The organism is Umezawaea sp., assembly GCF_057122925.1.
Window position 1 is genome coordinate 94,565 of record NZ_DBNGPQ010000166.1, and the last position, 21,406, is coordinate 115,970.

The following is a 21,406-nucleotide window of genomic DNA, read 5'->3' on the forward strand; positions in this document are numbered from 1 at the left end:
GGGTAGCGTGGCGGGCCGTGGCGAAGATCCAGGGCGGTGCGACGATGACGCCGCGGTTCAGCGACTTCCTGCCGCCGTGGGTGGCGCTCCAGCCGTGGTACCGGGGTTCCGGCGTTCCCGTGCTGGCGCCGGTCGGCTTCTTCCGCTTCGAGGACCCGGCCGGTGAGGTCGGCCTCGAAACGCACCTCCTCACCGACGGGGAGACCGTGTACCAGATCCCGATGACCTACCGGGGCGCCCCGGCGCGGGAGATCGGGGAGAACGCGTTGATCGCGACGGCGGAGCACGGCGTGCTGGGGCGCCGGTGGATCTACGACGGCCAGGCGGATCCCCTGTGGCACGACCGCGTGCTCCACCTGGTCCGCACCGGCGGTGCCTCCGACCCGAGCGGCAGGGGCACCGCGAGGTTCGCCGAGGCGCGCGGCGAGGCGCGCACCTCGGACCCGCTGACGCCCGACGTCGCACGGGTGAGGCTGCTCCGCGTGCTCACCCCCGGCCCTCCCCCGTCGGGCCCGGACGTCGCCGGGGTGGTGCTGGGAACGTGGAACCCGCCCGGCGGCGCGGCACCGGCCACCGGCTGCCTGGCCGTCGTCGAGCCGACCGCCCTCCCCGATCCGGCCGCCTGACGGCCTCCTTGGCGGCGAACCGCCTCAGGCGGTCTTCAGGGCGCCCGCGTCCACCGCCCAGTTCGACCCGATCGCACTGGGCATCGTCGGCGACGACAGCAGGAGCACCGCGCGCGCGATCTCGTCCGGCTCGATGAGCCTCCCGGTCACCATGCCGCTCTGCGCGGGCAAGGCCGCCAGCAGGTCCGCGTGGCCGATCCCCAGGTGCGCCGCCACCTGCGCGACGTACCCGTCCGCGCCCTCCATGAGGTCCGTGCGCGTGCCGGACGGCGTGACGACGTTGACCCTGACCCCGACACCCGCGACCTTCTCCGCCAGCCCGCGGGAGAACGCGTTCAGGGCCGCCTTGGCCGCGGCGTAGTGGAGCGGCACGCCGAGCGGGCGGCGGGCGGTGTCGGAGCTGATGTTGACGATGGCGCCGCGGGCCTCGACCAGGGCGGGCAGCGCGGCGCGGGTGGTCTCGACGGCCGCGCCGAGGTTCAGGGCGAACGTGGCCGCCCAGTCGACGTCCGCGCCGTCCAGGGAGTCCTCGAGCGCCCCGTCGGGCACGGTGCCGCCGCCCGCGTTGTTGACCAGGACGTCCAGGCGCGGGTCGGCGGCGAGGACGGTCTCGACCGCGCGCCTCGGACCGTCGGGCACGGACAGGTCGGCGGACACGAAGGTGGCGCCGGTGGCGTCGAGCTCCCCGGTGCGCCGCCGGGAGACGGCGGTGACCGAGGCGCCCTCGGCGAGGTAGGCCCGGACGATCGCGAGGCCGATGCCCTTGCTCGCACCGGTCACGAGGACGCGCTTGCCCGCGAGTTGCAGATCCATGGCTGATTCCCTGTCCCACTGGGTGACGTGACGCCGCAACTGCATCATGGGCGTCCAACCCCTGTCAATATCTGCGACACATCTGTCTCAGTTAACTGCTGGGTAGGGTTGGGCACGACACTGGAGGTGGGATGACCGAGGCAACTCGTCCGCGCCGGGTGCGGGCGGACGCTGAACGCAGCACCGCCCGGATCCTGGAGGCCGCCGTGGCCGTGCTCGCGGTCGACCCGAACGCGACGCTGGAGCGGATCGCCGACGCGGCGGGGCTGGCCCGCGCCACCGTCCACCGCCGGTTCTCGTCCCGCAGGGCGCTGCTGGAGGCCATGACCGACCAGCTCAACGAGCGCTACCTGCTCAGCATGAAGCAGGCACGGGTGGAGACGGCACCACCCGTGGTCGCCCTGCACCGCCTGACGGAGCGGGTGTTCGAACTCAAGATCAGCCACCGCTTCGCCATCGAGCTGGCCGCCGACCCCGCCAACCGCAAGCCCCTGCTCAGCCGGGAGGTCCTCGACGGCCTCGACCTGCTCTTCACCCGCCTGCACGCCGCGGGCGCCATCACCGCGGGCAGCCCGAGCTGGTGCAGGCAGGTCTACCTGGCCCTCCTGCACGAGGTGGACGCGCTGCCCACCGGCTCGCCGGAGCTGGGCGCGGCGACCGACCCGACCGAGGAGGTCGGCGCCAGGTCCGACCTCCTGGTCAGCACCGTCCTCGGTGCGCTCGGCGGCACCCCCTGACCACCGGCCGTCCGACGCGCGGACGACGGGCCCCGACCGCCGGGGTGGTGGCTCAGCGCACCGCGACGCGGTCCAGTTCGCGGATGCCCCGCGCGCGCAGCGCCGCCGGGGAGCCCGCCGCGGTGCTCGTGACGACCGCGACGTCCACGCCCCGCTCGCGCAGCTCGTGCCAGCGTTCGAAGACCGGGCCGCCGGGGCCGAGCGCGGCGCGCGACAGCGGCAGGTCGTGGTCGTCGACGTCGACGACGACACCGACCGTGCGGGGCGGGGGTGGCGTGCCGCGCTTCGCCTCGGCGACGAGGTCGGCGAAGCGGCGGCCGAGGGGCTTCACCCGGTTCTCGGTGTCGAGGAGACCGAGGGAGTACTCCAGGTCCTTGTAGTCCGCGAGCGAGCGCGAGACGTCGTGCGAGCACCACCAGGTGATCGCGAAGAGGTCGGTCGTCGTGAGCGCGGCCTCGACCGTGCGCGCGCAGAACTCGGGCATCTCCGCCTCGGCGAGGTTCATCGACGGCGCGCCGACCTCCTGGAGCCACACCTTCCGCGCGGGGTCGGTCGCGAACGCCTTCGACAGCTCCACCATCCACTCCGCGTGGCGCACCGACTGCGGCGAGAGCGCGCCGTAGCGCGCGGCCGTCCCGTTGAAGATCCAGGAGTGCACGGTCGTCAGGTCGCCGAGGCGGGAGGCGTGCACGGGCACGAACGGGTGATCGTCGCGGTACCAGAGGTGGTCGTTCTCGCTGTGGGCCAGGACGTGGCGCGGGTCGCGGTCGCGCGGCGCGTCGAGCAGCGAGGTCAGCCAGTGCCGCACCTGCTCGGTCGTGGCGGGCATCGCCGCGGGGTTGGGGGGCTGGAACTGGTTGAGCTCGTTGCCGAGCGTCAGCCCCAGGAAGTTGGGCCGGTCCCGCACCGCGTCGTAGACGGCGGCGACGAGCGCGGCCTGGGCCTCGACGGCGAGCCGGTCGGTGAACATGTTGCCGTCGTGCCAGTTGACGAGCCAGGCGGGCACGAAGTCGAACCCGGACATGTGGCCCTGGATGACGTCGACCGCGATGTCGAGGTCGAACTCGGCGGCGACGTCGGCCACGAGGGCGACGTCGTCGAGCGCCCGCTGGCGGACGAGGGTGCGGTTGGGCTGGAGCACGGGCCACAGCGGGAAGACCCGCACGTGGTCGACGCCGAGCCCGGCGATGGCCTCGAAGTCCGCGCGCACGGCGTCGGGATCGACGGCCATCCACTGGAACATCCAGTCCTGCGACGGGGTGTAGTTGACGCCGAACCTGGGCGCGGTCGTGGTCAAGAGCGGTCCTCGCGGTCGTGGGTGTGCGGGGCGGGCGCCGTGGACTCGCGCACGAGCAGGCGGCGTCCGCTGACGGTCTGCGCCTCGACGGCTTCGCCGCGGACGAGGCGTTCGAGCAGGGCTACGGCGGTGCGGGCGCTCTCCTCGACGGGGGCGTCGAAGGCCGTGAGGCGCGGGCGGGCGATCGACGACACCCAGGAGTCCTCCCAGGCGATGACCGACAGCTGTTCGGGCACCCGCACGCCGATCTCGGGGGCGTGGGCGACGATCTCGGCGGCGATCGTCTCGCTGTCGACGATGATCGCCGTCGCCCCGCCGAGCCTGCCGAGCAGGTCTGCGACGGGGTCCTCGGCGTCCGGGTGCCACACGGCCAGGCCCGCCACGACACCGCGGTCCCGTGCGGCACGGCGGAAGCCGCGGTCGCGGGCGCGGGTGTGGGCGAGGCCGGGGGCGTCGGTGACCCTCGTGATGGCGCGGTGGCCGAGTCCGGTCAGGTGCTCGACCGCCTCCGCGAAGGCCGAGCCGTCGCGCACGGTGACCGAGACGACGGGGCCGGGGACGGGGGCGCCGAGCAGCGCCGCGGGCGCGCCGAGCTGCTCGACCAGCGCCAGCCGCGGGTCGTCGTCGCGCACGTCGACGAGCAGGAACGCGTCGACGCGCTGCTCGCCCCACCACTGCCGGTAGACCTGCTCCTCCTCGTCGGCCTGCACGAGGGTCAGCGACAGCGCCCACCCGATCCGGCTGAGCGGTTCGGTCAGCCCGGCGAGCAGCCGCATGAAGAAGGGGTCGCGGCCGAACGTCTCGCGCGACCGCGCGATGACGAGCCCGAGGCTCCGGCCGCCCTGCCCGGAAACCTTGCGGCTGGCGAAGTTCGGGCGCCAGTTGAGCTCGTCGGCGGCGGCGCGGATCCGGATCGCCGTGGCCTCGGAGACGTTGGGTCGCCCGTTGAAGACGTGCGACACCGCGGAGGGCGAGACGCCCGCGAGCCGGGCGACCGCGGCGATCGTCACGCGCTTGGTGGTGGGTTCAGTCATGGCCAGGCCGAGAGTAGGTAATTGACCGCGCGATGTAAAGCGGTATACCTTGCCCGCCACTTGATGTGTATCGCTTTACAAGGCAGCCCGAGGAGGAACTCGTGACCCACGGCATCAGCAGGCGAGCCGTGTTGCGCGCCGCGCTCGGCGCAGGCATCGCCTCACCACTGCTCGCGGGGTGCGGGGCGTTGACGCCCGCGTCGGGCAAACCGGGCGCCCTCTCGGTGCACACCCAGCTCAGCGGCGCGGTCGCGGGCGCACGGGTCTTCGCCGACGCCGTCGCCGCCTACGAGCGGCGCACCTCCCGCACGGTGGCGCTGCTGAAGAACGGCTCCGACCTGCCCATCGTGTTCGAGACCAGTTCGCTCGCGGGCGCGGAGGCCGACGTCGCGCTGGTCAACCTCCAGGGCCGCACGCTGTCGTGGACCGGCCTCGGGGCCACGATCCCCGTCACCGGGCTGCTCGACGACTGGGGGCTGCGCGAGCAGATCATCCCCGAGGCCGTCGCCGAGTGGACCGACGGGAGCGGCAACGTCCGCGCCTTCCCGTTCACCCGCACGAACTGGCCCGTCTCGTTCAACACCAGGCTGCTGGAGCAGGCGGGCGTCGGGATCCCGACGACCTCCGACGACCTCATCGTCGCCGCGGAGGCGTTGCGCGCCAAGGGGATCGGCCCGGTGACGGTCGGCGGCTCCGACTGGAGCGGCCAGAAGCTGTTCCTCCAGATCATCCAGGGCTTCCTCACCGCCGAGGAGTCGAAGCGGGTGTTCGCCAGCGGCAAGCTCTCCGAGAGCGCCGGTGCGCTGGCGGGCGTCGAGCACTTCGTCGAACTGCGCGACGCGGGCGTCTTCATCGACAACGTGCAGGGCTACACCTCCGACTCCGAGCTGACGCAGTTCAACACCGGCAAGGCGGCGATCGTCCCGGCGATGTCCTCGGCGCTGGCCAAGGTGCCCGCCGACCGCGCGCGGGAGGTCGTCGTCGGCGGCTGGCCCAAGCCGTCGCGCGGCGGCGTGCTCGACCACCCCAGCGTGATCCGGAGCTACAACGGCCACGGCATCTGGATCAGCGAGAACGGCGCGAAGAAGCTCGACCTCGTCCAGCCGTTCGTCCAGTACCTCTACAGCGACGAGGTCACCGACGCGATGATCCTCGGCTCCGGCCGGGACATGAGCCGCGTCACCGACACGCTCAGCACCGACTTCCCGCTCGTCGCCCAGGCGTCGCGGCTCACCTCGGCGCAGGTGTCGCCGGTCATGCTGCCCGACCTGATCATCCCCCAGTCCGCGTTCGAGCCGATGATCCAGGCCACCGCGACGGCCTACGGCCCGGTGTCCGTCGAGCGCATCGTCGACGTCTTCGAGAAGGCCTACGCCACGGCGTGAGGGCAGGCCTCAGGAAGGGATCCACCGTGACCGCTCTGACCGACGTGGCCTCCAGCGCCGCGACCACCCCCGAGCCCTCCCCGCCGCCCGCGCGCGGGGCGCGCACCCCGTTGCGGGAGCGCTTCCCCGGCTTCGCCCTGCCCGCGCTCGTCTGGTACGCGGTCTTCATGATCGGCCCGGTCGTGGCGATGGTCGTCATCGGCTTCCTCTCCTGGCCGGGGATGCTCGTCGAGCCGGGGTTCGCGGGCCTGTCGAACTTCGGCCGCGTCCTCGCCGACGAGAAGTTCTGGGCCGCGGCGGGGAACTCGGCGGTCCAGATCGTCGTGGGCCTGCCGGTGATGATCGTGCTCGCGTTCCTGCTCGCGTTCTACGTCGTGCAGAAACCGCGCGGCCACAGGGTGATGCGCTACCTGCTCTTCATCCCCGCGCTCATCTCCGCGCCGGCGACCGCGATGGTCTTCTACGCCATCCTCAACCCCGACGGCCTGCTCAACGGTGTGCTGCGCCCGTTCGGCCTCGACGGCACCGCCTGGCTGGCCAACCCCTCGACCGCGCTCGGCGCGATCATCGCCGTCGAGCTCTGGAGCGGGATCGGCTACTCCGCGGTGCTCATCGCCGCGCGGCTCGACGGCGTGGCCCCCGAGATCGTGCAGGCCGCGCGCATCGACGGGGCGGGCGACTGGCGCATCGCGTGGGGCATGTACTGGCCCATCGCCCGCGACTTCATCGGCGTCGTGACGATGCTCCAGTTCCTGTCGATGCTGTTCAACTCGGCCCAGACCGTGCTGCTGCTGACCCAGGGCGGCCCCGGCACGTCGACCACGACGCTGTCGTACCTCGTCTACCGCAAGGCCTTCGTCGAAACCGACCTGGGCTACAGCCAGGCGGTGGGCCTCATCCTCTTCGTGCTCGGGCTGCTGGGCATGGGAGCCATCCGCCGGGTGCTCCGCGCCTCCCACTGACCAGTACCGAAGGAGTCCACCATGGCCCGGACCGCCCTCCGTCCCCGGCGCGACCGCGTCGGCTCGATCACCAGCGGGGCGCTCGCCTGGATCTACTGCGCCCTGCTGGTCGTGCCGCTCTACTACTTCGTCGTGTCCTCGTTCAAGGACAACGAGCAGATCTTCGAGTCACCGCTGGCGCTGCCCGGCACGTGGGACCTCTCGAACTTCGGCACGGCGATCGACCAGGCCGAACTCGTCCTCGCGGTGGCGAACTCCGTGATCACGACCGTCGCCGCGCTCGTCCTGACCCTGCTGCTGGCCCTGCCTGCCTCGTTCGCGCTCGCACGCTCGAACGGCAGGCTCGGTCGCTTCGTCGAGAACGTCTTCGCGCTCGGCTTCCTCATCCCGTCGTTCGCGGCGCTCTTCCCGACGTTCCTGCTCGCGGCGTCGCTGGGCCTGTTCCACAGCCGCACGTTCGTGGTGTTCCTGCTGCCCGCGACCGCGCTGCCGCTGTCGATCGTGATCCTCACGTCGTTCATGCGGGCGATCCCCCGCGAGCTGGAGGAGGCGGCCTCGATGGACGGCGCGTCGGCGCTCCAGGTGCTGCGGCAGGTCTACCTGCCGATCTGCGTCCCCGGCATCGCGACCGTGCTGCTGCTGAACTTCCTGTCGTTCTGGAACGCCTACCTCTACCCGCTGATCCTCATCGGCCCCGACACCGCGCAGCGCACGATCCAGGTCGCGCTGCCGACCCTCAAGGTCGACGCGGGCACCGACTACGGGGTGCTCATGGCCGGGACGCTCTTCACCCTGCTGCCCGTGTACCTCGTCTACACCGTCCTCCAGCGCCAGATGCAGCGCGCCCTGATCTCCGGAGCGGTCAAGGGATGACCCCGCACCTCTCGGCGTCCTCGCTCTCCCTCCAGAGCCGGATCGGCCAGGTCAACCAGCGCCTCAAGGGCTGGGAGGCGCTGCGCTGGATCGACGGCGCACCCCGCGTGACCGACGTGCTGCGGCGCGAGGTCGACCGCTTCGGCGGCCTCGGCGCCCTCTACGGGGTGCTGCGCGCCGACCCGTGGTCGGCCGTCCACTGGCACAACGGCGTCCCGCCCGAGCGCAGCGCCGAGGCGTACGCGGCCGTGCAGGACCACGTGACGCGCCACGGGGACGGCGTGCCCGTGCTGTTCGTCGAGGAGGCCCCGCACGGCGTCCAGGCGCTCGGCGGGACGACGCTGCCGGTCAACCTGGCGCTCGGCGCGGGCATGGACGTGGAGCTGACCGAGGAGCTCGCGGCCGTGGTCGCCGCCGAGGCGCGGGCACGGGGGACGCACGTCGCCCTCGTGTCGGGTCTCGACGTGCTGCGGGATCCCCGCTGGGGGCGCGCGGAGGAGTGCTTCGGCGAGGACCCCGCTCTCGCCGCCGCGCTGGTGGCGGCGACCGTGCGCGGCATGCAGGGCGGCTCGACCGGTGCCGAGCCGATCGGCACGGGGCACGTCGCCGTCGTCGCCAAGCACCTCGCGGCGCAGGGCGCGGGCATCGGGGGCCGCAACGGGTCGGGGGCGCCCATCGGTGCCCGTGAACTCGGCGAGGTCCACCTGCGCCCCGCCCACGCCGCGGCGCGCGGCGGTGTCGCCGGGTTCATGGCCGCCTACAACGACGTCGACGGTGTGCCGTGCAGCGCGAACCGGGCGCTGCTGACGGACACGATCCGCGGCGACTGGGGGTGGGACGGTGTCGTCATGGCCGACGGCACCGCGATCGACCGCCTCCGCGACAGCTCCCCCGATCCCGCCGCCGCGGCGGCGCTCGCCCTGCGCGCGGGCGTCGACCTGAGCCTGTGGGACGAGGCGTTCACCCACCTCGGGGAGGCCCTGGACCGCGGGCTGGTGCGGGAGAGCGACCTGGACCGCGCCGTCGACCGCGTGCTCGCGCTCAAACGCCGGGTCGGGCTGATCGGCGAGCCCGCGGTGGTGGAACGGGTGCCCGCTCGGGACGTCGTGGCGCTCGTCGACCGAGCCGCCCGGCAGGCCGTGGTGCTGGTGCACGACCACGGCGTGCTGCCGCTGGACCCCGCGGCCACGGTCGCGCTCATCGGCCCCAACGCCGACGACCTGGACGCGCAGCTCGGCGACTACACACCGCCCCGGCCCGCGGACGACCCCGCCGCGTCGACCGTGCGATCGGCGCTCGTGGCGCGGATCGGCGCGGACCGCGTGCCGCACGCCCCCGGTTCCCGCGTGCGCGGAGGCCTCGGCCCGGACGCGCTCGCGGCGGTCGAGGAGGCGGTGCAGCGCGCCGACGTCTGCGTGCTCGTGCTCGGCGGCACGAGCCGCCGGAGCTACGACGACGAGTTCGCCGACAACGGCGCGGTCGAGGGCCCCGCCGACGACACGACCAACGGGGAGGGCGTCGACCTCGCCTCGATCGCGCTGCCCGAGGCCCAGCTCGACCTCGCCCGCACGGCTCGGGCGAGCGGCAGACCCGTCGTCGCCGTCGTCGTCGACGGCAGGCCCCGCGCGCTCACCGCGCTGGCGGACCTCGCGGACGCGCTGCTCGTCGTCCCGTTCCCCGGTCCGAGCGGCGGGGCCGCCATCACCAGCGCGCTGTTCGACGGCACCGCCTCGGGCAGGCTGCCCGCCTCGTTCCCCGTCGCCGACGGCGTCTTCCCGGTCGCCCACGACGAACGCCTGGAAACGGCCCGCGGCTACCTGGGGCACGAACGGCCCGTCGGTCTCCCCTTCGGCAGCGGAGCACACCCCTCCGTCGTGACCGGGGTGCGCGCGGCGGGGTGGAGCATCCCCGCCGACGCGCTCGGCACCGGCGGCTCCGTGCGGGTCGCGGTGGACGTCACCAACAACGGCACGACCCCGCTGCCCGTCGCCGTGCCGCTCTACGGCCGCAGGCACGAACTCGGCGTGCGCCCGCGCCGCCGGACCCTGCTCGCCGTGCGCCGCACGACGTGCCCGCCCGGCACGCGGACCGTCGAGTTCGAGCTGGGCCTGGACGAACTGGGCTCGTGGGCGACCGGACGGCCGGTCGCGGTCCCCGTGGAGATCGGCGTCTGGAGTTCCGAGCACACCGACGAACCCGACCACGCGCCGCGCGTGCGCGTGACCGACGAGGAGGGGACAACGCCGTGGCAACGGTGATCGACCCGTGGATCGTCCGGACCATCGAGGCCGCCGCGGCCCGCGTGCGCGCCGCGACCGGCGACCGGATCGGTGATCTGGTCGAGGCCGCGCTGCTGCGCACCCTGCGCGACACCACCACGATCGGCGAGGACGGCACCGCCTTCGTCATCACCGGCGACATCCCGGCCATGTGGATGCGCGACTCCACCACGCAGCTCACGCCCTACCTGCGGTTCCTCGCCGAGTGCCCGCCGCTCGCCGCGCTCGTCACGGCCGTCGTGCGCAGGCAGTTCGCGTGCCTGGACCACGACCCCTACGCCAACGCGTTCAACGACGGGCCGACAGGAGCCCACTACGAGCCGGACGACGTGTGCGGCGACCCGCACGTCTGGGAGCAGAAGTACGAGGTCGACAGCCTCGCCCACCCGATCACCCTCGCCCACCGGCTGTGGCGGACGACCGGCTCCACCGCACCGTTCGACGCCCGCGCGCACCGCGTCCTGCGCACGGTCGTCGGCCAGCTGCGCCGCGAACAACGGCACGACGAGTCCCCGTACCGCTTCGAGCGGACGACCACGATCCCCACCGAGACGCTCGCCCGCGGAGGCCGCGGCACCCCGGTCGCCGTCACGGGCATGACGTGGAGCGGGTTCCGCCCGTCGGACGACGCCTGCACCCACGGGTACAACATCCCGGCCAACCTGTTCGCCGCACAGGCGCTCCTGGCGATCGCCGACATCGCGGACGAGGTCTACCGCGACGCGGACCTGGCCGCCGACGCCCGCGCGCTGTCGCGCGCACTCGTCGACGGCGTCGAGGCGCACGGCATCGTCGACCGCGGCGGCACGCGCGTCTACGCCTACGAGGTCGACGGGCTCGGCGGCGTGCTCCTCATGGACGACGCCAACACACCCTCGCTGCTCTCCCTGCCCCTGCACGCGCCCGACCTCCTCGACGCCGAGGTGTGGCGGGCGACCCGCGGGTTCGTCCTGAGCCCCGACAACCCGTACTACTCCAGCGGCAGCGTGGCGAGCGGCATCGGCAGCCCGCACACGAGGCCGGGGTGGGTGTGGCCGATCGCGCTGGCCGTCGAGGGCCTGACGGGAACGGCGGCGGACCGCGAGCGCCTCCTGCACCTGATCGCCGACACCGACGCGGGCACCGGCCACGTCCACGAGAGCTTCGACCCCTCCGACCCGACGTCGTTCTCCAGGCCGTGGTTCTCCTGGGCGGACTCGATGTTCTGCGAACTCGCGCTGGCGGTCGCCGACGACGTGGAGACCGCCGCCCACCGGGGGGACGCGTCGACACCCGTCTGACAGCCCCGCTGCTCGCCCGCCGCGCCCCCGGTCAGCAGGAGCCCGAGGTCCAGCGGTGCGACCGCATCCTCACGCCGGTGCCGCTCGCCTCCCACTGGGTGCCCTGCCAGGCGCACAGCACGAGGCTGGAGGCCGCGTGGTTCGCGGCCGAGTAGAGGTTCACGCCGAGGTAGTTGGTGCTCGTGCCGCGGTTGTAGATCGACTTGACCGGTCGGTCGTCCGCCCAGGAGCAGACGACGGGGGTGCTCCACCAGTCGTTGTCCGCGTTCGTCCAGCTGCACCTGTTGCCCGTGCCGTCGTAGCCGTCCCACACGCAGAGGTCGCCCGCCGCGCACGACCAGGCCTGGACGGTCACCTCCTCCGCGGCCACCGGGCGGTAGTCGGTTCCCCGGTCCTGCTCGGGTGCGGTCGCGCTCGCGGTCCCGCTGATCCCGGTCAGCGCCACCAGCAGTGCCGGCAGCAGGATCGATGCCTTGCGCATTGGTCTTCCTCCCCTGGAAAGACGGCCGTTGCCGATCGACAGCTCCGCCCGGACCGCACCCACCTGTGCGACCGCGGCAGCACACCGCGGTACGAGCGGCCTGCTCGTACGTCCTCCTCGCAGGTGCGGATCGACCGCGGTCCGCGAACTGTCCCACCGGGGAGCCGGGTCGGTGACGCGTTTCGACCACGGTCTAAAAGCCCGCCGCGTCGGGGGCCGTCCGGGCGGCCGGCGCCGGTCTGGGATGCTCCGCGCATGTCCCCCCACCCGGCGACGTCCACCGAAGACGTGGTGGACCAGCAGGTCCGCATCCAGTTCGACGCCTTCCTGGACGAGCACCGCGAGGCACTCGACCGCTGCCTGGACGGGCTGACCGAGGAGCAGGCCCGCCGGTCGCTGGTGGCGTCCCGGACCACGCTGCTGGGCCTGGTGAAGCACGCGACCTTCGTCGAGAAGGTGTGGTTCGACGAGGCCGTCACCCGCCGGTCGCGCGCCGAGATCGGCATCCCCGCGACGCCGGACGAGTCGTTCGTCCTCGACGACGAGGACACCATCGCCACCGTCCGGGAGGCGCACCGGGCCGCGTGCGAGGCGTCCCGCCGCGCGACCTCGTCGTTGGCGCTGGACGACCTGGTCCACGGCAACCGCCGCGGCCCGCTCCCGCTGCGCTGGGTGTACCTCCACGTGCTGCGCGAGCTGGCCCAGCACTGCGGACACGCGGACATCCTGCGCGAACAGCTCCTCGACGGGTAGCGCCCCGCGGCCACGCCGGGCAGCGGCTACGGGGGGCGGGGTGGGAACGCGGGTGCCAGGTCGAGCGACGGCCAGCGGTCGACGGCCCACTCCGGCCAACCGGTCCACCCCGGTGGAGGCGCCGGAACCGGTCGGTCGCCGCGCAGTTCCCCGGCGTCCGGGGCCTGGAACCGCTGTCGCCACGCGTCGACGTCGGCGTCGGCCATCGGGAACGTGCTGTGCGGAGCGGTTTCCCGGCGGTGTGCGATCCGGGCGCGTTGGACGTCCTCGTCCACGGGCAGGTAGACCACTCGGCAGGACGCTCCGACCGACGTCGCCAGCCAGCGCAGCGCCGACCGCTCGTCGCGGCCCCAGAGCCCGAAGTCGAGCACGACGCCGGTCCCCACCCTCAACGCCTGCAACGCCAGCGAGATGAGCCGTCCTTCGAGCAGGTCGCGCTTGCCGTCGGGCTGCGACCCGTCGAACAGGGGGATCATCCACTCGTCCGGGGTCAGCCGCAGCGCGCGGTGCGCGGCGGCGAGTTCCCCGGCACGGGTGGTCTTCCCGGCGCCGGGGAGCCCGACCATCAGGAGGAGTTCGGCACCGCGGGCGGCGTCGGGAGGAGGCTCCTGGTGCGACGGGTGGAAACGCTGCGGCACGAGCTTGCTCCCCGGATCACGCGGAACGGTCCGACACGCGAACGGGCTGCCGGGAGGGACCTCGACCCGGCGGTCCGCACCGCCACGATAGTCGAACGCGCCGGCGGACCCCGGCCGCGGAGCCAAGACGGCGGCTGGCTGCGGCCGGCGAGTCGCGCTACGTTGGGAGCGCTCCCAGAACGTGCCCGTCACCCCTGCTCGAGGAGCCCACCCATGCTGCGACGGCGTTGTCGCCCGGCCACCCTGCTGGCCTGCCTGCTCGTTCTCTCCCTGTCCGCGTTCCTGTCGCCCTCGTTGGCGGTGGGCGGCACCGCCGCGGCAGGCACACCACCCGCGGTGCCGCTGACCGAACTGACCGTCGTGTCCGAGCAGGTGGCGTCCGGCCTGCGGCGTCCGATCGCGATCACCGGACTGCCGGACGGCCGGATGCTGATCGCGGAGAAGGACGGCACCGTCCGCTCCTACCACCCCGACACCGGCCTGGCGGCCGAACCGGTGCTCGACCTGAGCGACCGCATCGACACCTCGGACAACGAGCGCGGCCTCCTCGGCATCACGCCCGCGCCGAACTTCGCCAGGACCGGAATCCTCTACGTGGCCTACACGAGCCTGCCCGCGGGCGCGCTGACCCTGGCGCGCGTGCCCATCGGCGCCGCTGACCGGACGCAGGTGCTGCTCACCCAGGAGCACGCCGAGTACGGCAACCACAACGGCGGGCAGGTGGCGTTCGGCCGCGACGGCTACCTCTACTGGTCGACCGGCGACGGCGGCCACGCGAACGACCCGTACAAGTCCGGCCAGGACCTCGGCACCCTGCTCGGCAAGATCGTGCGGATCGACGTCAACCGCACCTGCGGGACGAAGCTCTACTGCGTGCCCTCCGGCAACCCGTTCGTCCGCGTGCCGGGCGCCCGACCGGAGATCTGGCTCTACGGTCTGCGCAACCCGTGGCGGTTCTCCATCGACCCGGTCGACGGCTCGCTGTGGATCGGCGACGTCGGCCAGGGCCTGGTCGAGGAGATCAACCACATCCGCCCGTCGCAGGGCGGCGCGAACCTGGGCTGGTCCTGCCGGGAGGGCACCCCCGTGTTCGACCCGCAGCAGTGCAGGCCGGGCGTGAAGTACACCGACCCGGTCTTCGAGTACGACCACTACAACGACAACTGCTCGGTGACCGGCGGCGTCGTGTACCGGGGCTCCCGCACCCCGGAGGCGCGGGGGACCTACGTCGCGAGCGACTACTGCTCGACCCGCGTGTTCGCCGTGCGCCCCAAGGCGGGCGGCGGCTACGACACCGCCACGATCGGCAACTTCCCCACCCAGCCGTCCGCGATCGACACCGACGTGCACGGTGAGCTGTACGTGCTCAGCGACCTCCCCGGAGCCATGAGCAGGGTGCGGTTCGAACGCGTCCAGCCCTAGGCGGCCGCTGAGTCCCAGCACCGCCGGGGACGGCCGTCCCCGGCGGTGCGCGGTCTCCGTGCAGGCGCGCTCGGTCAGTTCGCTTCGAGCCAGTTGGCGATGGTGTCGACGTCGTCGTTCGTGAGACCGTCGCCGGGACTGACGGTGTGGAGCAGCGCGGGCCCGGAGTGGTGGTGCGCCACCCATGTCCGGTCGACGTCAGTGGTTTCGTCGTCGATCCACACGAAGGGAAGACCGGCCGCGCGCACGACGATTCCCCTGGTCTTCCAGTGCAGCCCGGTCCTGGCGTCGTGACCGTCCTCGGGGAAGTCCGGCCACGTGACCACCGGCAGCGCGGGCAGGCCCAGCAGCGGGCTGACGCACTCGTTGGCCTCGTCCATCCAGGTGGTGGCCCAGACGAGGTGGCAACCGAGCGCCAGCAGTCGCGGCCCGAGCGCCGGGTTGACCCGAGCGAGCAACGGGTTGGACGACTCGACACCACTGGATACCGGGTACTCCCGCGCACTTCCGCCGAACGGGATCAACGGCCCGTCGACATCGAGGAACAGCAAAGGCCGTCGCATGGTGCCGGCAGCGTACCCAGCCGCTCGCACACCAGGCAGGCAACAACCGGATCGCGCCCGTCTCGTTCACCGGGGACCATTGCGCGCATGACGCGGAACGGAACACCGGCAGCGCGGGAGTGCGTCTTCTGCGCCATCGCGGCGCGACGGGCCGAGGCCAGTGTGGTGCACGAAGACGACACCGTGGTCGTCTTCATGGACCTGAACCCCGTCACGCCCGGCCACCTCCTCGTCGTGCCCCGCGAGCACGCGGCGGGCCTCGAAGACCTCGACGGAGCCACGAGCGCGCACGTCTGGTCGGTCGGTCGTGACATGGCACGAGCCCTGCGACGTTCGAGCATGGGCTGCGAGGGGATCAACATGCTCCTCTGCGACGGCGAGGTCGCCTTCCAGACGGTCTTCCACTTCCACCTCCACGTCATCCCCCGCTACGCGGGAGACGGCTGGACGCTCAACGCCGAGTCGTCGGAGCGCGAGAGGGTCCTCCTCGACGGCGACGCGCTAGCCATCAAGGACGCCATCGCGTCGACGGGCTGACCGGTGACCTCCGCCCGTGCCGCCGGGCGACGCCGTCACCGTCCTCGTCCGACCAGCCGTGCTCATCCGACCAGCCGTGCTCAGACGACGGTGCGCCAGCGGGACGGGATCTCCTCGGGCCGGATGGCGCCTCCGCCGCTGCTGTCCTGGTAGAACCACTCGCGGAAGCCGTCCGGGTCGGTGATCCGGTTCTGGTAGCCCCAGCCCCGCGCGCGGTCCTTCTCCGCGCGGGGGAAGGCCGCGCGGTTCTTGTGGCGGTCCAGGCAGATGTCGTAGTCCATCCGGTGCAGGTGCAGCAGGTGCAGCAGCGGGTCGACGTTCGTGCGCTGGTCGAGTCGCTGGTGGAATCCGGGGTTCCACAACGACGGGGCTCGCGCGATCAGCGACTTCGAGTACATCTCGTTGCGGTACCAGTGCGTCCGCTGCGCCAGCACGGGCCGCTCGGGGTCGAACGCCGGTTCGCCGTCGGTGAGGTGCAGGACTTCGTACCCCTGGCAGGTCACGAAGTCCTCGTCGACGTTGTCGAGGTAGTCGCCCAGGTCGCCGGTGTAGGGCTCCGGAGCGATGATCTCGTCGGCGTCGGCGAACAGCACGACGTCGTAGCGGTCGAGCAGGTCGTGCTGGTGGCGCTGGACGGTCTCCCGCTGCCACTCCGCGCCGAACACGGGCTGGTCGACCGCGATCCGGGTGAACCCGTACTCGTCGGCGAACCGGTCGGCGCCGCCGTGGTCGAGCACGTGGATGTCCCCCGGTGCGAAGAACCGGCTGTAGTAGCGCAACCAGATCGGCAGGAAGACCTCTTCGTCGCGCACCAGCGTGAACACCGCGCGCGTCGGGCGTTCGGCGTTGCCGGCCGTGATCCTCCAGCGCTGCCGGGGGTCGTGGTAGTACGACGAGTCGTCGACGGCGCTGCTCAACGCTCGACCGCTCGCGGCCGAGACGACGGCGAACTCCTGCTCCCCCACCGGGATCACGCGCCACCGGCCGGTCACCCCGTCGGCGGCCAGCGTCAGGTCCTCGGTCAGGCTCGCACGGGTGTCGACGTTCGTCAGTTCCCACAGGTGTTCGCGGCCGTCGACCCGGCTGAACCGCCACCGCTGGGACGCGTCGTTCGCGGACCGGCGCCAGGTGTCGGCCAGCGTGCCACCCGGACCGGCCTCCAGGACCTGCCCCGTGCCGACGTTCACCAGCTTGACCGGCCGGTCGTCCGGCACCGACGTGCTCACCTCTCGTTGTCGGCCCAGGGGCGACGCACGTTACGGCGGGCGGCGGTCGTCCGGCAGGCGGGCCCGCGTCGAGCCCGACCGGCTCGTCCGCGGCGACCGTGTCATTGTCCCAGGCCGTGCCGGGGAGAGCAGAGGTGGTGGCCGCGAGTTCGGCGGCACCGGCTGCCTATCGTTCGACGCGTGGTGAGCGGCGAGGAGAAGTACGTGACGTCCAGCGGTCCGCGGCTGTGGACCGAGCGGTTCGGCGACCGCGGAGATCCCGGTGTCCTGCTCGTCATGGGCACCTCGACCCAGGGCATCGGCTGGCCGGACGAACTGGTCGCGCGCCTCGTCCGCGCCGGCCGCCAGGTCATCCGCTTCGACCACCGCGACACCGGTCGTTCGGACCGCGTCGACTTCAGCGCGAACCCGTACACGCTGGCGGACATGGTCGCCGACGCGCTGGCCGTGCTCGACGGGCACGGCATCGACCGGGCGCACGTGGTCGGCCTCTCCCTGGGCGGCGCGATCGGCCAGTGGCTGGCGGTGCACCACGGGGCACGGGTCCGGACCCTGACCACGATCATGACCTCCCCCATGGGCAACAACCCCGGACCGGCCTGGGCACGGGCCATGGCCGGTCAACCCGCCTCGCCGGACGAGCTGCCGCCGCCGACGCCCCGGTTCCTCCACCACCTGGCGGAATCCGCGCGAGCGCCCCGCACGACCCCGGAACAGCGCCTCGACGCGGAACTGCGGACCTGGCGGGTGCTCAACGGCGAGGTCCTGCCGTTCGACGAGCCCGCGGTGCGGCGGTTCGTCGAACGCTCGCACCAGCGGGCCCACGATCCCGCCGCGGCGGCCAACCACGACCTCGCGGGCCGCCGGTTCACCGCCGAGCGACTCGTACCGCTGTCCACCATCACGGCGCCCACGCTGGTGATCCACGGCACCGAGGACCCCATCTTCGCCACCGCGCACGCCGAGGCGCTGGCCGCACAGGTGCCCGGTGCGCGGCTGCACGTCATCGAGGGCATGGGCCACAACCTGTTCTCACCAGGACTGCCCGAGCGGATCGCGGACCTCGTCGCCGACCACACGGCCGCGGGGTAGGCCGATCAGCACGACCGTCGGCCCGTGCGGTTCCCGTCGTTGCCGGAACCTCACCGGTGGGCCGATCGACTCCCCCCACCCACCACCATTGTCATTGGACGAACGGGTGGCCGCGCGAGAGGCTGAGCCGGACGTCAGCCGAACACGCACACGCGTCCCGGAGGAGGGATCACCATGACCGGCACCGAACCGCAGGGCGCTCGACGGGGAACGGTCCAGCGGTTGGACAACGTCGCCGTCGTCGTCGACGACCTCGCGGCCGCCGTGGCGTTCTTCGTCGAACTCGGACTGGAACTGGAGGGCGAGGCGACGGTCGAGGGCGGTGAGGTGGACCGGCTCGTCGGGCTTGAGGGGGTCCGGTCGGACATCGCGATGATGCGCACCCCCGACGGCCACGGGCGGCTGGAGCTGACCAAGTACCACTCGCCCGCGATCCGGGGCGGTGACCCGCACGCCCCGGCGAACACGCTGGGCGCGCACCGCGTCATGTTCGCCGTCGACGACATCGACGACGTCCTCGACCGCCTGCGGCCCCACGGAGCCGAACTCCTCGGCGAGCTGGTGCGGTACGAGAACAGCTACCGGCTCTGCTACCTCCGCGGCCCCGCGGGCATCCTCGTCGCGCTGGCCCAGTCGACCGCGTGACACCGCCGGGCGACCCGGCCTGGACCAGTGGCCGCCCTCAGTCCCGTTCCACCAGCAACGCCACCCGGTCGCCGCGCGCCCCTTCCGGCACGACCTCGATCTCGACCGGCTCCCCCGGAACGACGCCTGCCGGGTCGTAGCCGGAACCGTCGACGACGCCCTGGCGGCTGTGGTGGTGGTTGCCGACTCCCCGTCGACCGAGAACACCACGCTCAGCGCGCTCTCGTCGTTGGTGTGGTGGTCGACGTCGACGGCGCGGGTGGTGACCATGATCCGGCGCACGTACGGCTCCGGGTCGCCCCGCACCCGCCGCCACGACAGCCACGCCTTCGTCAGCGCCGCCTGCACCAGGTGCGCCGTGCGCGGCAGACGCGGCGATGCCCCGGCCACGAACTCCTCGAACCCCTCAGGTACGTCCACCGAGCCCTCATCACCCACCGCCTTGCCGCTACTACCGCTCGGGGACGGCGAATGGTCGCCTCCGCCCCCGAGGTCGGTCCGCGGTGCGGGGCTCAGCGGGCGAGCAGGGTGCCGAACCAGGTCGACCAGGCGGCGGTGAGGGTGCTGGCGGGTTGCGGGTCGGTCGTGGTGGAGATCCAGGCGGTGTGCCCGTCGGGGCGGATGAGGAGCCCGTCGAGTTCGGGGTGTTCGGGGCAGCGGGCGTGGTGGACGTCGACCCCGGCGTCCACCCCGGCGTCCGCGTGGGTCGGCGGGGTGCGGTCGCCGAGGTGCAGGAGCAGCGGGCGGGCGGGACGGAGCAGTTCGGCGACGCTGGTGCGCACGCCGTCCGCGACCAGCGCCAGGTTCGGTGCGAGCTTGCCCAGCCACGGGTGGTCGCCGGGGATGCGGGGGTCGTAGCGGGTGCTCACCCCGGTGGCCAGCTCGGCGAGGTGGGTGTTGACCGCCGGCAGGTCGGTGAGTTCCCCGAACAGCTCCCGGACCGGGTCGAGGTCGGGGTCGTGGCGCCCGAGGACCATCTGGGCGCGGGTGGTCCGCAGCACGCGTGCGCCGACCTCGTGCCGCTCGGAGTGGTAGGTGTCCAGCAGCCCGTCCGGCGCGCGGCCGAGCGCGGTGGCGGCCAGCTTCCAGCCGAGGTTGACCGCGTCCGCCAGCGCGACGTTCACCCCCACCGCCCCCGCGGGCGGGTGGATGTGCGCGGCGTCCCCGGCCAGCACGACCCGGCCCGCGACGTAGCGGTCCGCCTGCCTGGCCGCGTCGGAGAACCGGGTGAGCCAGCGCGGGTCGCGCAGTCGCACCGGGCGGCCGAGCGCGTCGTTCAGCACCTGCTGGAAGTAGTCCAGGCGGACAGGGGCGTGGCTGTCGGCGGGCGGGGCCGGCTCGTCGAGCACGATCCGCACGTAGCCGGGTCGCGGGATCACGAACACGGTGCCGGTCACACCGAACGGCAGGGCCGTGGGATCGGCCAGTTCCACGTCGGCCAGCAGGCCGAACGTGGTGGCCGGCGTGCCGGGGAAGCCGATGCCCGCGAGCCCGCGCACGACGCTGCGGCTGCCGTCGCAGCCGGCGAGGTACCGGACCCGCCTGCGCTCGTGCTCGCCACCGACCCGGACGGTCACGTCGACCCCGTCACCGTCCTGGTCGAGGGCGATCACCTCGTGCCCCCAGGACACCACCACTCCCAGCTCGGCCAGCCACTCCTCCAGGAGTTCCTCGACCCTGGTCTGCGCGATCCCGAGCACGTAGGCGTGATCGGTGTCCATGGCGGTCAGGTCCAGGGGCCTGCTCGGATCGGCGAACATGCCGTACGGGACCGTCGGGCCCTCCGCCAGGAAGCGGTCCACGACGCCGCGCCGGTCCAGCAGTTCCAGGCTGCGGGCGTTGAGGGTGAACCCGCGGCAGAACGGCGACCGCCGCGGCAGCCGGTCCACCACCTCCACCTCGACCCCCGCCAGCGCGAGTTCCGCCGCCAGCACCAACCCTGCCGGTCCAGCGCCTGCCACCAGGACGGTCACCGCTCCTCCGTTCCGGGGTGCCGCGACTCGGTGTGGATCCAGCCGGTCACCGGCTCCGGCCAGGCCAGCCTGCCGGTCGTGATGTCGGCGGTGATCTCCTCGACCCAGCCCAGCTCGGCCTCCAGCATCCGCACCGCGTACTCGGTCTCCACCACGAACAGGCGCGGCACCTCACCCGCCTCCAGCACCCTCCGGTGCTCCTGCCGGATCTCCGCCAAGGACGTGCGGACCCGCTCGGCCCGCTCCCGCAGCGCGGCCGCGGCGCCGTCCGGTCCGAGCGCGCCGAGGTAGCTGACCGCGGCCAGGAACTTCGGGTACTCGTCGGCCGGGGTGCGGACCAGTTCGTCCACCCAGCGCACGAACTCCGCACGTCCCAGGGCGGTGTGCTGGTAGATCGTCCGCTCCGGTCGGGCACCGACGCGGACCGTCTCCCGAGCCTCGATCCACTCGATCCTCTGCAACGTCCTGACCACGTCGTACAGGGAGCCGGTGGTCACCTTGAACACCCGGTCCATGCCGCGTTCCCGCAGGGTCGCGGCCATGGCGTGGGGGTGCGTCGGCGACTCCATCAGCAGCCCCAGCACCGCCAGACCCAGCGGGTTGGACAGCACTCGGCTGTTGCTCGTGCTCATTCGCTCGTCTCCAATCGGTCGGTGCCGAGTATTCGGATCCGAGCGAGTGCTGTCAAGGTGGGACCGCGACGCGGCACGGACACCTGAGCCGACCGACCAGCGCTAGTTCACTACTGATCAGTACCGATCTATGTGGACCACCCGTCCAGCAGTCGGTT

At 72.7% G+C, this 21,406-nt stretch carries 21 protein-coding genes; 12 read left to right on the top strand and 9 right to left on the bottom strand.

From position 1 onward, the window contains the following. Positions 1-17: 17 nt before the first annotated feature. Positions 18-626 carry a maltokinase N-terminal cap-like domain-containing protein gene (locus AC156L_RS37460; protein WP_330877948.1) on the top strand — a complete coding sequence of 203 codons (609 nt, stop codon included), beginning with the start codon at positions 18-20 and terminating at the stop codon, positions 624-626. A 24-nt stretch (positions 627-650) separates the two neighbouring features. Here AC156L_RS37460 and AC156L_RS37465 read toward each other — a convergent pair whose 3' ends face one another. After that, positions 651-1,439, bottom strand: a complete 789-nt coding sequence (locus tag AC156L_RS37465; RefSeq protein ID WP_330877949.1) for an SDR family NAD(P)-dependent oxidoreductase — start codon at positions 1,437-1,439, stop codon at positions 651-653. Positions 1,440-1,570: 131 nt separating this feature from the next. On the opposite strand from AC156L_RS37465, the gene AC156L_RS37470 reads away from it, so the two are divergent. Further along, entirely contained in the window at positions 1,571-2,176 is a 606-nt protein-coding gene (locus tag AC156L_RS37470; RefSeq protein ID WP_330877950.1) for a TetR/AcrR family transcriptional regulator, read from the top strand. 52 nt (positions 2,177-2,228) lie between these two features. On the opposite strand, the gene AC156L_RS37475 is transcribed toward AC156L_RS37470, so the two are convergent. Together AC156L_RS37475 and AC156L_RS37480 are read right to left on the bottom strand one after the other, a co-directional pair. Further along, entirely contained in the window at positions 2,229-3,473 is a 1,245-nt protein-coding gene (locus AC156L_RS37475; protein WP_330877951.1) for a glycoside hydrolase 5 family protein, read from the bottom strand. Further along, complete coding sequence (locus tag AC156L_RS37480; protein WP_330877952.1) at positions 3,470-4,507, bottom strand: LacI family DNA-binding transcriptional regulator; 1,038 nt, start codon at positions 4,505-4,507, stop codon at positions 3,470-3,472. The genes AC156L_RS37475 and AC156L_RS37480 overlap by 4 nt, the downstream gene beginning before the upstream one ends. A gap of 101 nt (positions 4,508-4,608) precedes the next feature. Between AC156L_RS37480 and AC156L_RS37485 the strand changes: the two genes are divergently transcribed. Genes AC156L_RS37485 through AC156L_RS37505 form a run of 5 tightly spaced genes read left to right on the top strand, consistent with a single transcriptional unit; the run spans position 4,609 to position 11,286 of the window. Beyond that, on the top strand, positions 4,609-5,892 hold the full coding sequence (locus tag AC156L_RS37485) for an ABC transporter substrate-binding protein (RefSeq protein WP_330877953.1): 1,284 nt from the start codon (positions 4,609-4,611) through the stop codon (positions 5,890-5,892). Between the two features lie 26 nt (positions 5,893-5,918). Beyond that, positions 5,919-6,854 carry a carbohydrate ABC transporter permease gene (locus AC156L_RS37490; RefSeq protein ID WP_330877954.1) on the top strand — a complete coding sequence of 312 codons (936 nt, stop codon included), beginning with the start codon at positions 5,919-5,921 and terminating at the stop codon, positions 6,852-6,854. Positions 6,855-6,875: 21 nt separating this feature from the next. Further along, positions 6,876-7,727: a carbohydrate ABC transporter permease gene (locus tag AC156L_RS37495; RefSeq protein WP_330877955.1), complete on the top strand. Its 852-nt coding sequence runs from the start codon at positions 6,876-6,878 to the stop codon at positions 7,725-7,727. Further along, positions 7,724-9,985, top strand: coding sequence for a glycoside hydrolase family 3 protein (locus AC156L_RS37500; RefSeq protein WP_330877956.1), 2,262 nt, complete (start codon positions 7,724-7,726; stop codon positions 9,983-9,985). The genes AC156L_RS37495 and AC156L_RS37500 overlap by 4 nt, the downstream gene beginning before the upstream one ends. After that, on the top strand, positions 9,973-11,286 hold the full coding sequence (locus AC156L_RS37505; protein ID WP_330877957.1) for a glycoside hydrolase family 125 protein: 1,314 nt from the start codon (positions 9,973-9,975) through the stop codon (positions 11,284-11,286). The genes AC156L_RS37500 and AC156L_RS37505 overlap by 13 nt, the downstream gene beginning before the upstream one ends. A 31-nt stretch (positions 11,287-11,317) precedes the next feature. Here the strand turns inward: AC156L_RS37505 and AC156L_RS37510 are convergent, their stop codons facing one another. Next, on the bottom strand, positions 11,318-11,767 hold the full coding sequence (locus tag AC156L_RS37510) for a peptidase inhibitor family I36 protein (RefSeq protein WP_330877958.1): 450 nt from the start codon (positions 11,765-11,767) through the stop codon (positions 11,318-11,320). A gap of 255 nt (positions 11,768-12,022) precedes the next feature. Here AC156L_RS37510 and AC156L_RS37515 point away from each other — a divergent pair, with 255 nt between their 5' ends. Next, positions 12,023-12,520, top strand: coding sequence for a DinB family protein (locus AC156L_RS37515; protein ID WP_330877959.1), 498 nt, complete (start codon positions 12,023-12,025; stop codon positions 12,518-12,520). A 26-nt stretch (positions 12,521-12,546) separates the two neighbouring features. On the opposite strand, the gene AC156L_RS37520 is transcribed toward AC156L_RS37515, so the two are convergent. Then, the gene (locus AC156L_RS37520; protein WP_330877960.1) at positions 12,547-13,158 is read right to left on the bottom strand and encodes a P-loop nucleotide/nucleoside kinase family protein; all 612 of its coding nucleotides are present in this window, start codon (positions 13,156-13,158) and stop codon (positions 12,547-12,549) included. A gap of 213 nt (positions 13,159-13,371) precedes the next feature. Here AC156L_RS37520 and AC156L_RS37525 point away from each other — a divergent pair, with 213 nt between their 5' ends. Beyond that, complete coding sequence (locus tag AC156L_RS37525) at positions 13,372-14,580, top strand: PQQ-dependent sugar dehydrogenase (protein ID WP_330877961.1); 1,209 nt, start codon at positions 13,372-13,374, stop codon at positions 14,578-14,580. Positions 14,581-14,654: 74 nt separating this feature from the next. Here the strand turns inward: AC156L_RS37525 and AC156L_RS37530 are convergent, their stop codons facing one another. After that, positions 14,655-15,143 carry an HAD domain-containing protein gene (locus AC156L_RS37530; RefSeq protein WP_330877962.1) on the bottom strand — a complete coding sequence of 163 codons (489 nt, stop codon included), beginning with the start codon at positions 15,141-15,143 and terminating at the stop codon, positions 14,655-14,657. 87 nt (positions 15,144-15,230) lie between these two features. Between AC156L_RS37530 and AC156L_RS37535 the strand changes: the two genes are divergently transcribed. After that, the gene (locus tag AC156L_RS37535) at positions 15,231-15,680 is read left to right on the top strand and encodes an HIT family protein (RefSeq protein ID WP_330877963.1); all 450 of its coding nucleotides are present in this window, start codon (positions 15,231-15,233) and stop codon (positions 15,678-15,680) included. An 80-nt stretch (positions 15,681-15,760) separates the two neighbouring features. On the opposite strand, the gene AC156L_RS37540 is transcribed toward AC156L_RS37535, so the two are convergent. Further along, positions 15,761-16,906 carry a hypothetical protein gene (locus AC156L_RS37540; RefSeq protein ID WP_330877964.1) on the bottom strand — a complete coding sequence of 382 codons (1,146 nt, stop codon included), beginning with the start codon at positions 16,904-16,906 and terminating at the stop codon, positions 15,761-15,763. 180 nt (positions 16,907-17,086) lie between these two features. On the opposite strand from AC156L_RS37540, the gene AC156L_RS37545 reads away from it, so the two are divergent. Both AC156L_RS37545 and AC156L_RS37550 read left to right on the top strand, forming a co-directional pair. Further along, entirely contained in the window at positions 17,087-17,998 is a 912-nt protein-coding gene (locus tag AC156L_RS37545) for an alpha/beta fold hydrolase (RefSeq protein ID WP_330877965.1), read from the top strand. A 174-nt stretch (positions 17,999-18,172) separates the two neighbouring features. After that, the gene (locus tag AC156L_RS37550) at positions 18,173-18,643 is read left to right on the top strand and encodes a VOC family protein (RefSeq protein WP_484407714.1); all 471 of its coding nucleotides are present in this window, start codon (positions 18,173-18,175) and stop codon (positions 18,641-18,643) included. 512 nt (positions 18,644-19,155) lie between these two features. Here the strand turns inward: AC156L_RS37550 and AC156L_RS37555 are convergent. Beyond that, positions 19,156-20,616 carry an FAD-dependent monooxygenase gene (locus AC156L_RS37555; RefSeq protein ID WP_484407715.1) on the bottom strand — a complete coding sequence of 487 codons (1,461 nt, stop codon included), beginning with the start codon at positions 20,614-20,616 and terminating at the stop codon, positions 19,156-19,158. Beyond that, the gene (locus tag AC156L_RS37560) at positions 20,613-21,248 is read right to left on the bottom strand and encodes a PadR family transcriptional regulator (RefSeq protein WP_330877968.1); all 636 of its coding nucleotides are present in this window, start codon (positions 21,246-21,248) and stop codon (positions 20,613-20,615) included. Before AC156L_RS37560 ends, AC156L_RS37555 begins: the two co-directional genes overlap by 4 nt. Positions 21,249-21,406: the final 158 nt, after the last annotated feature.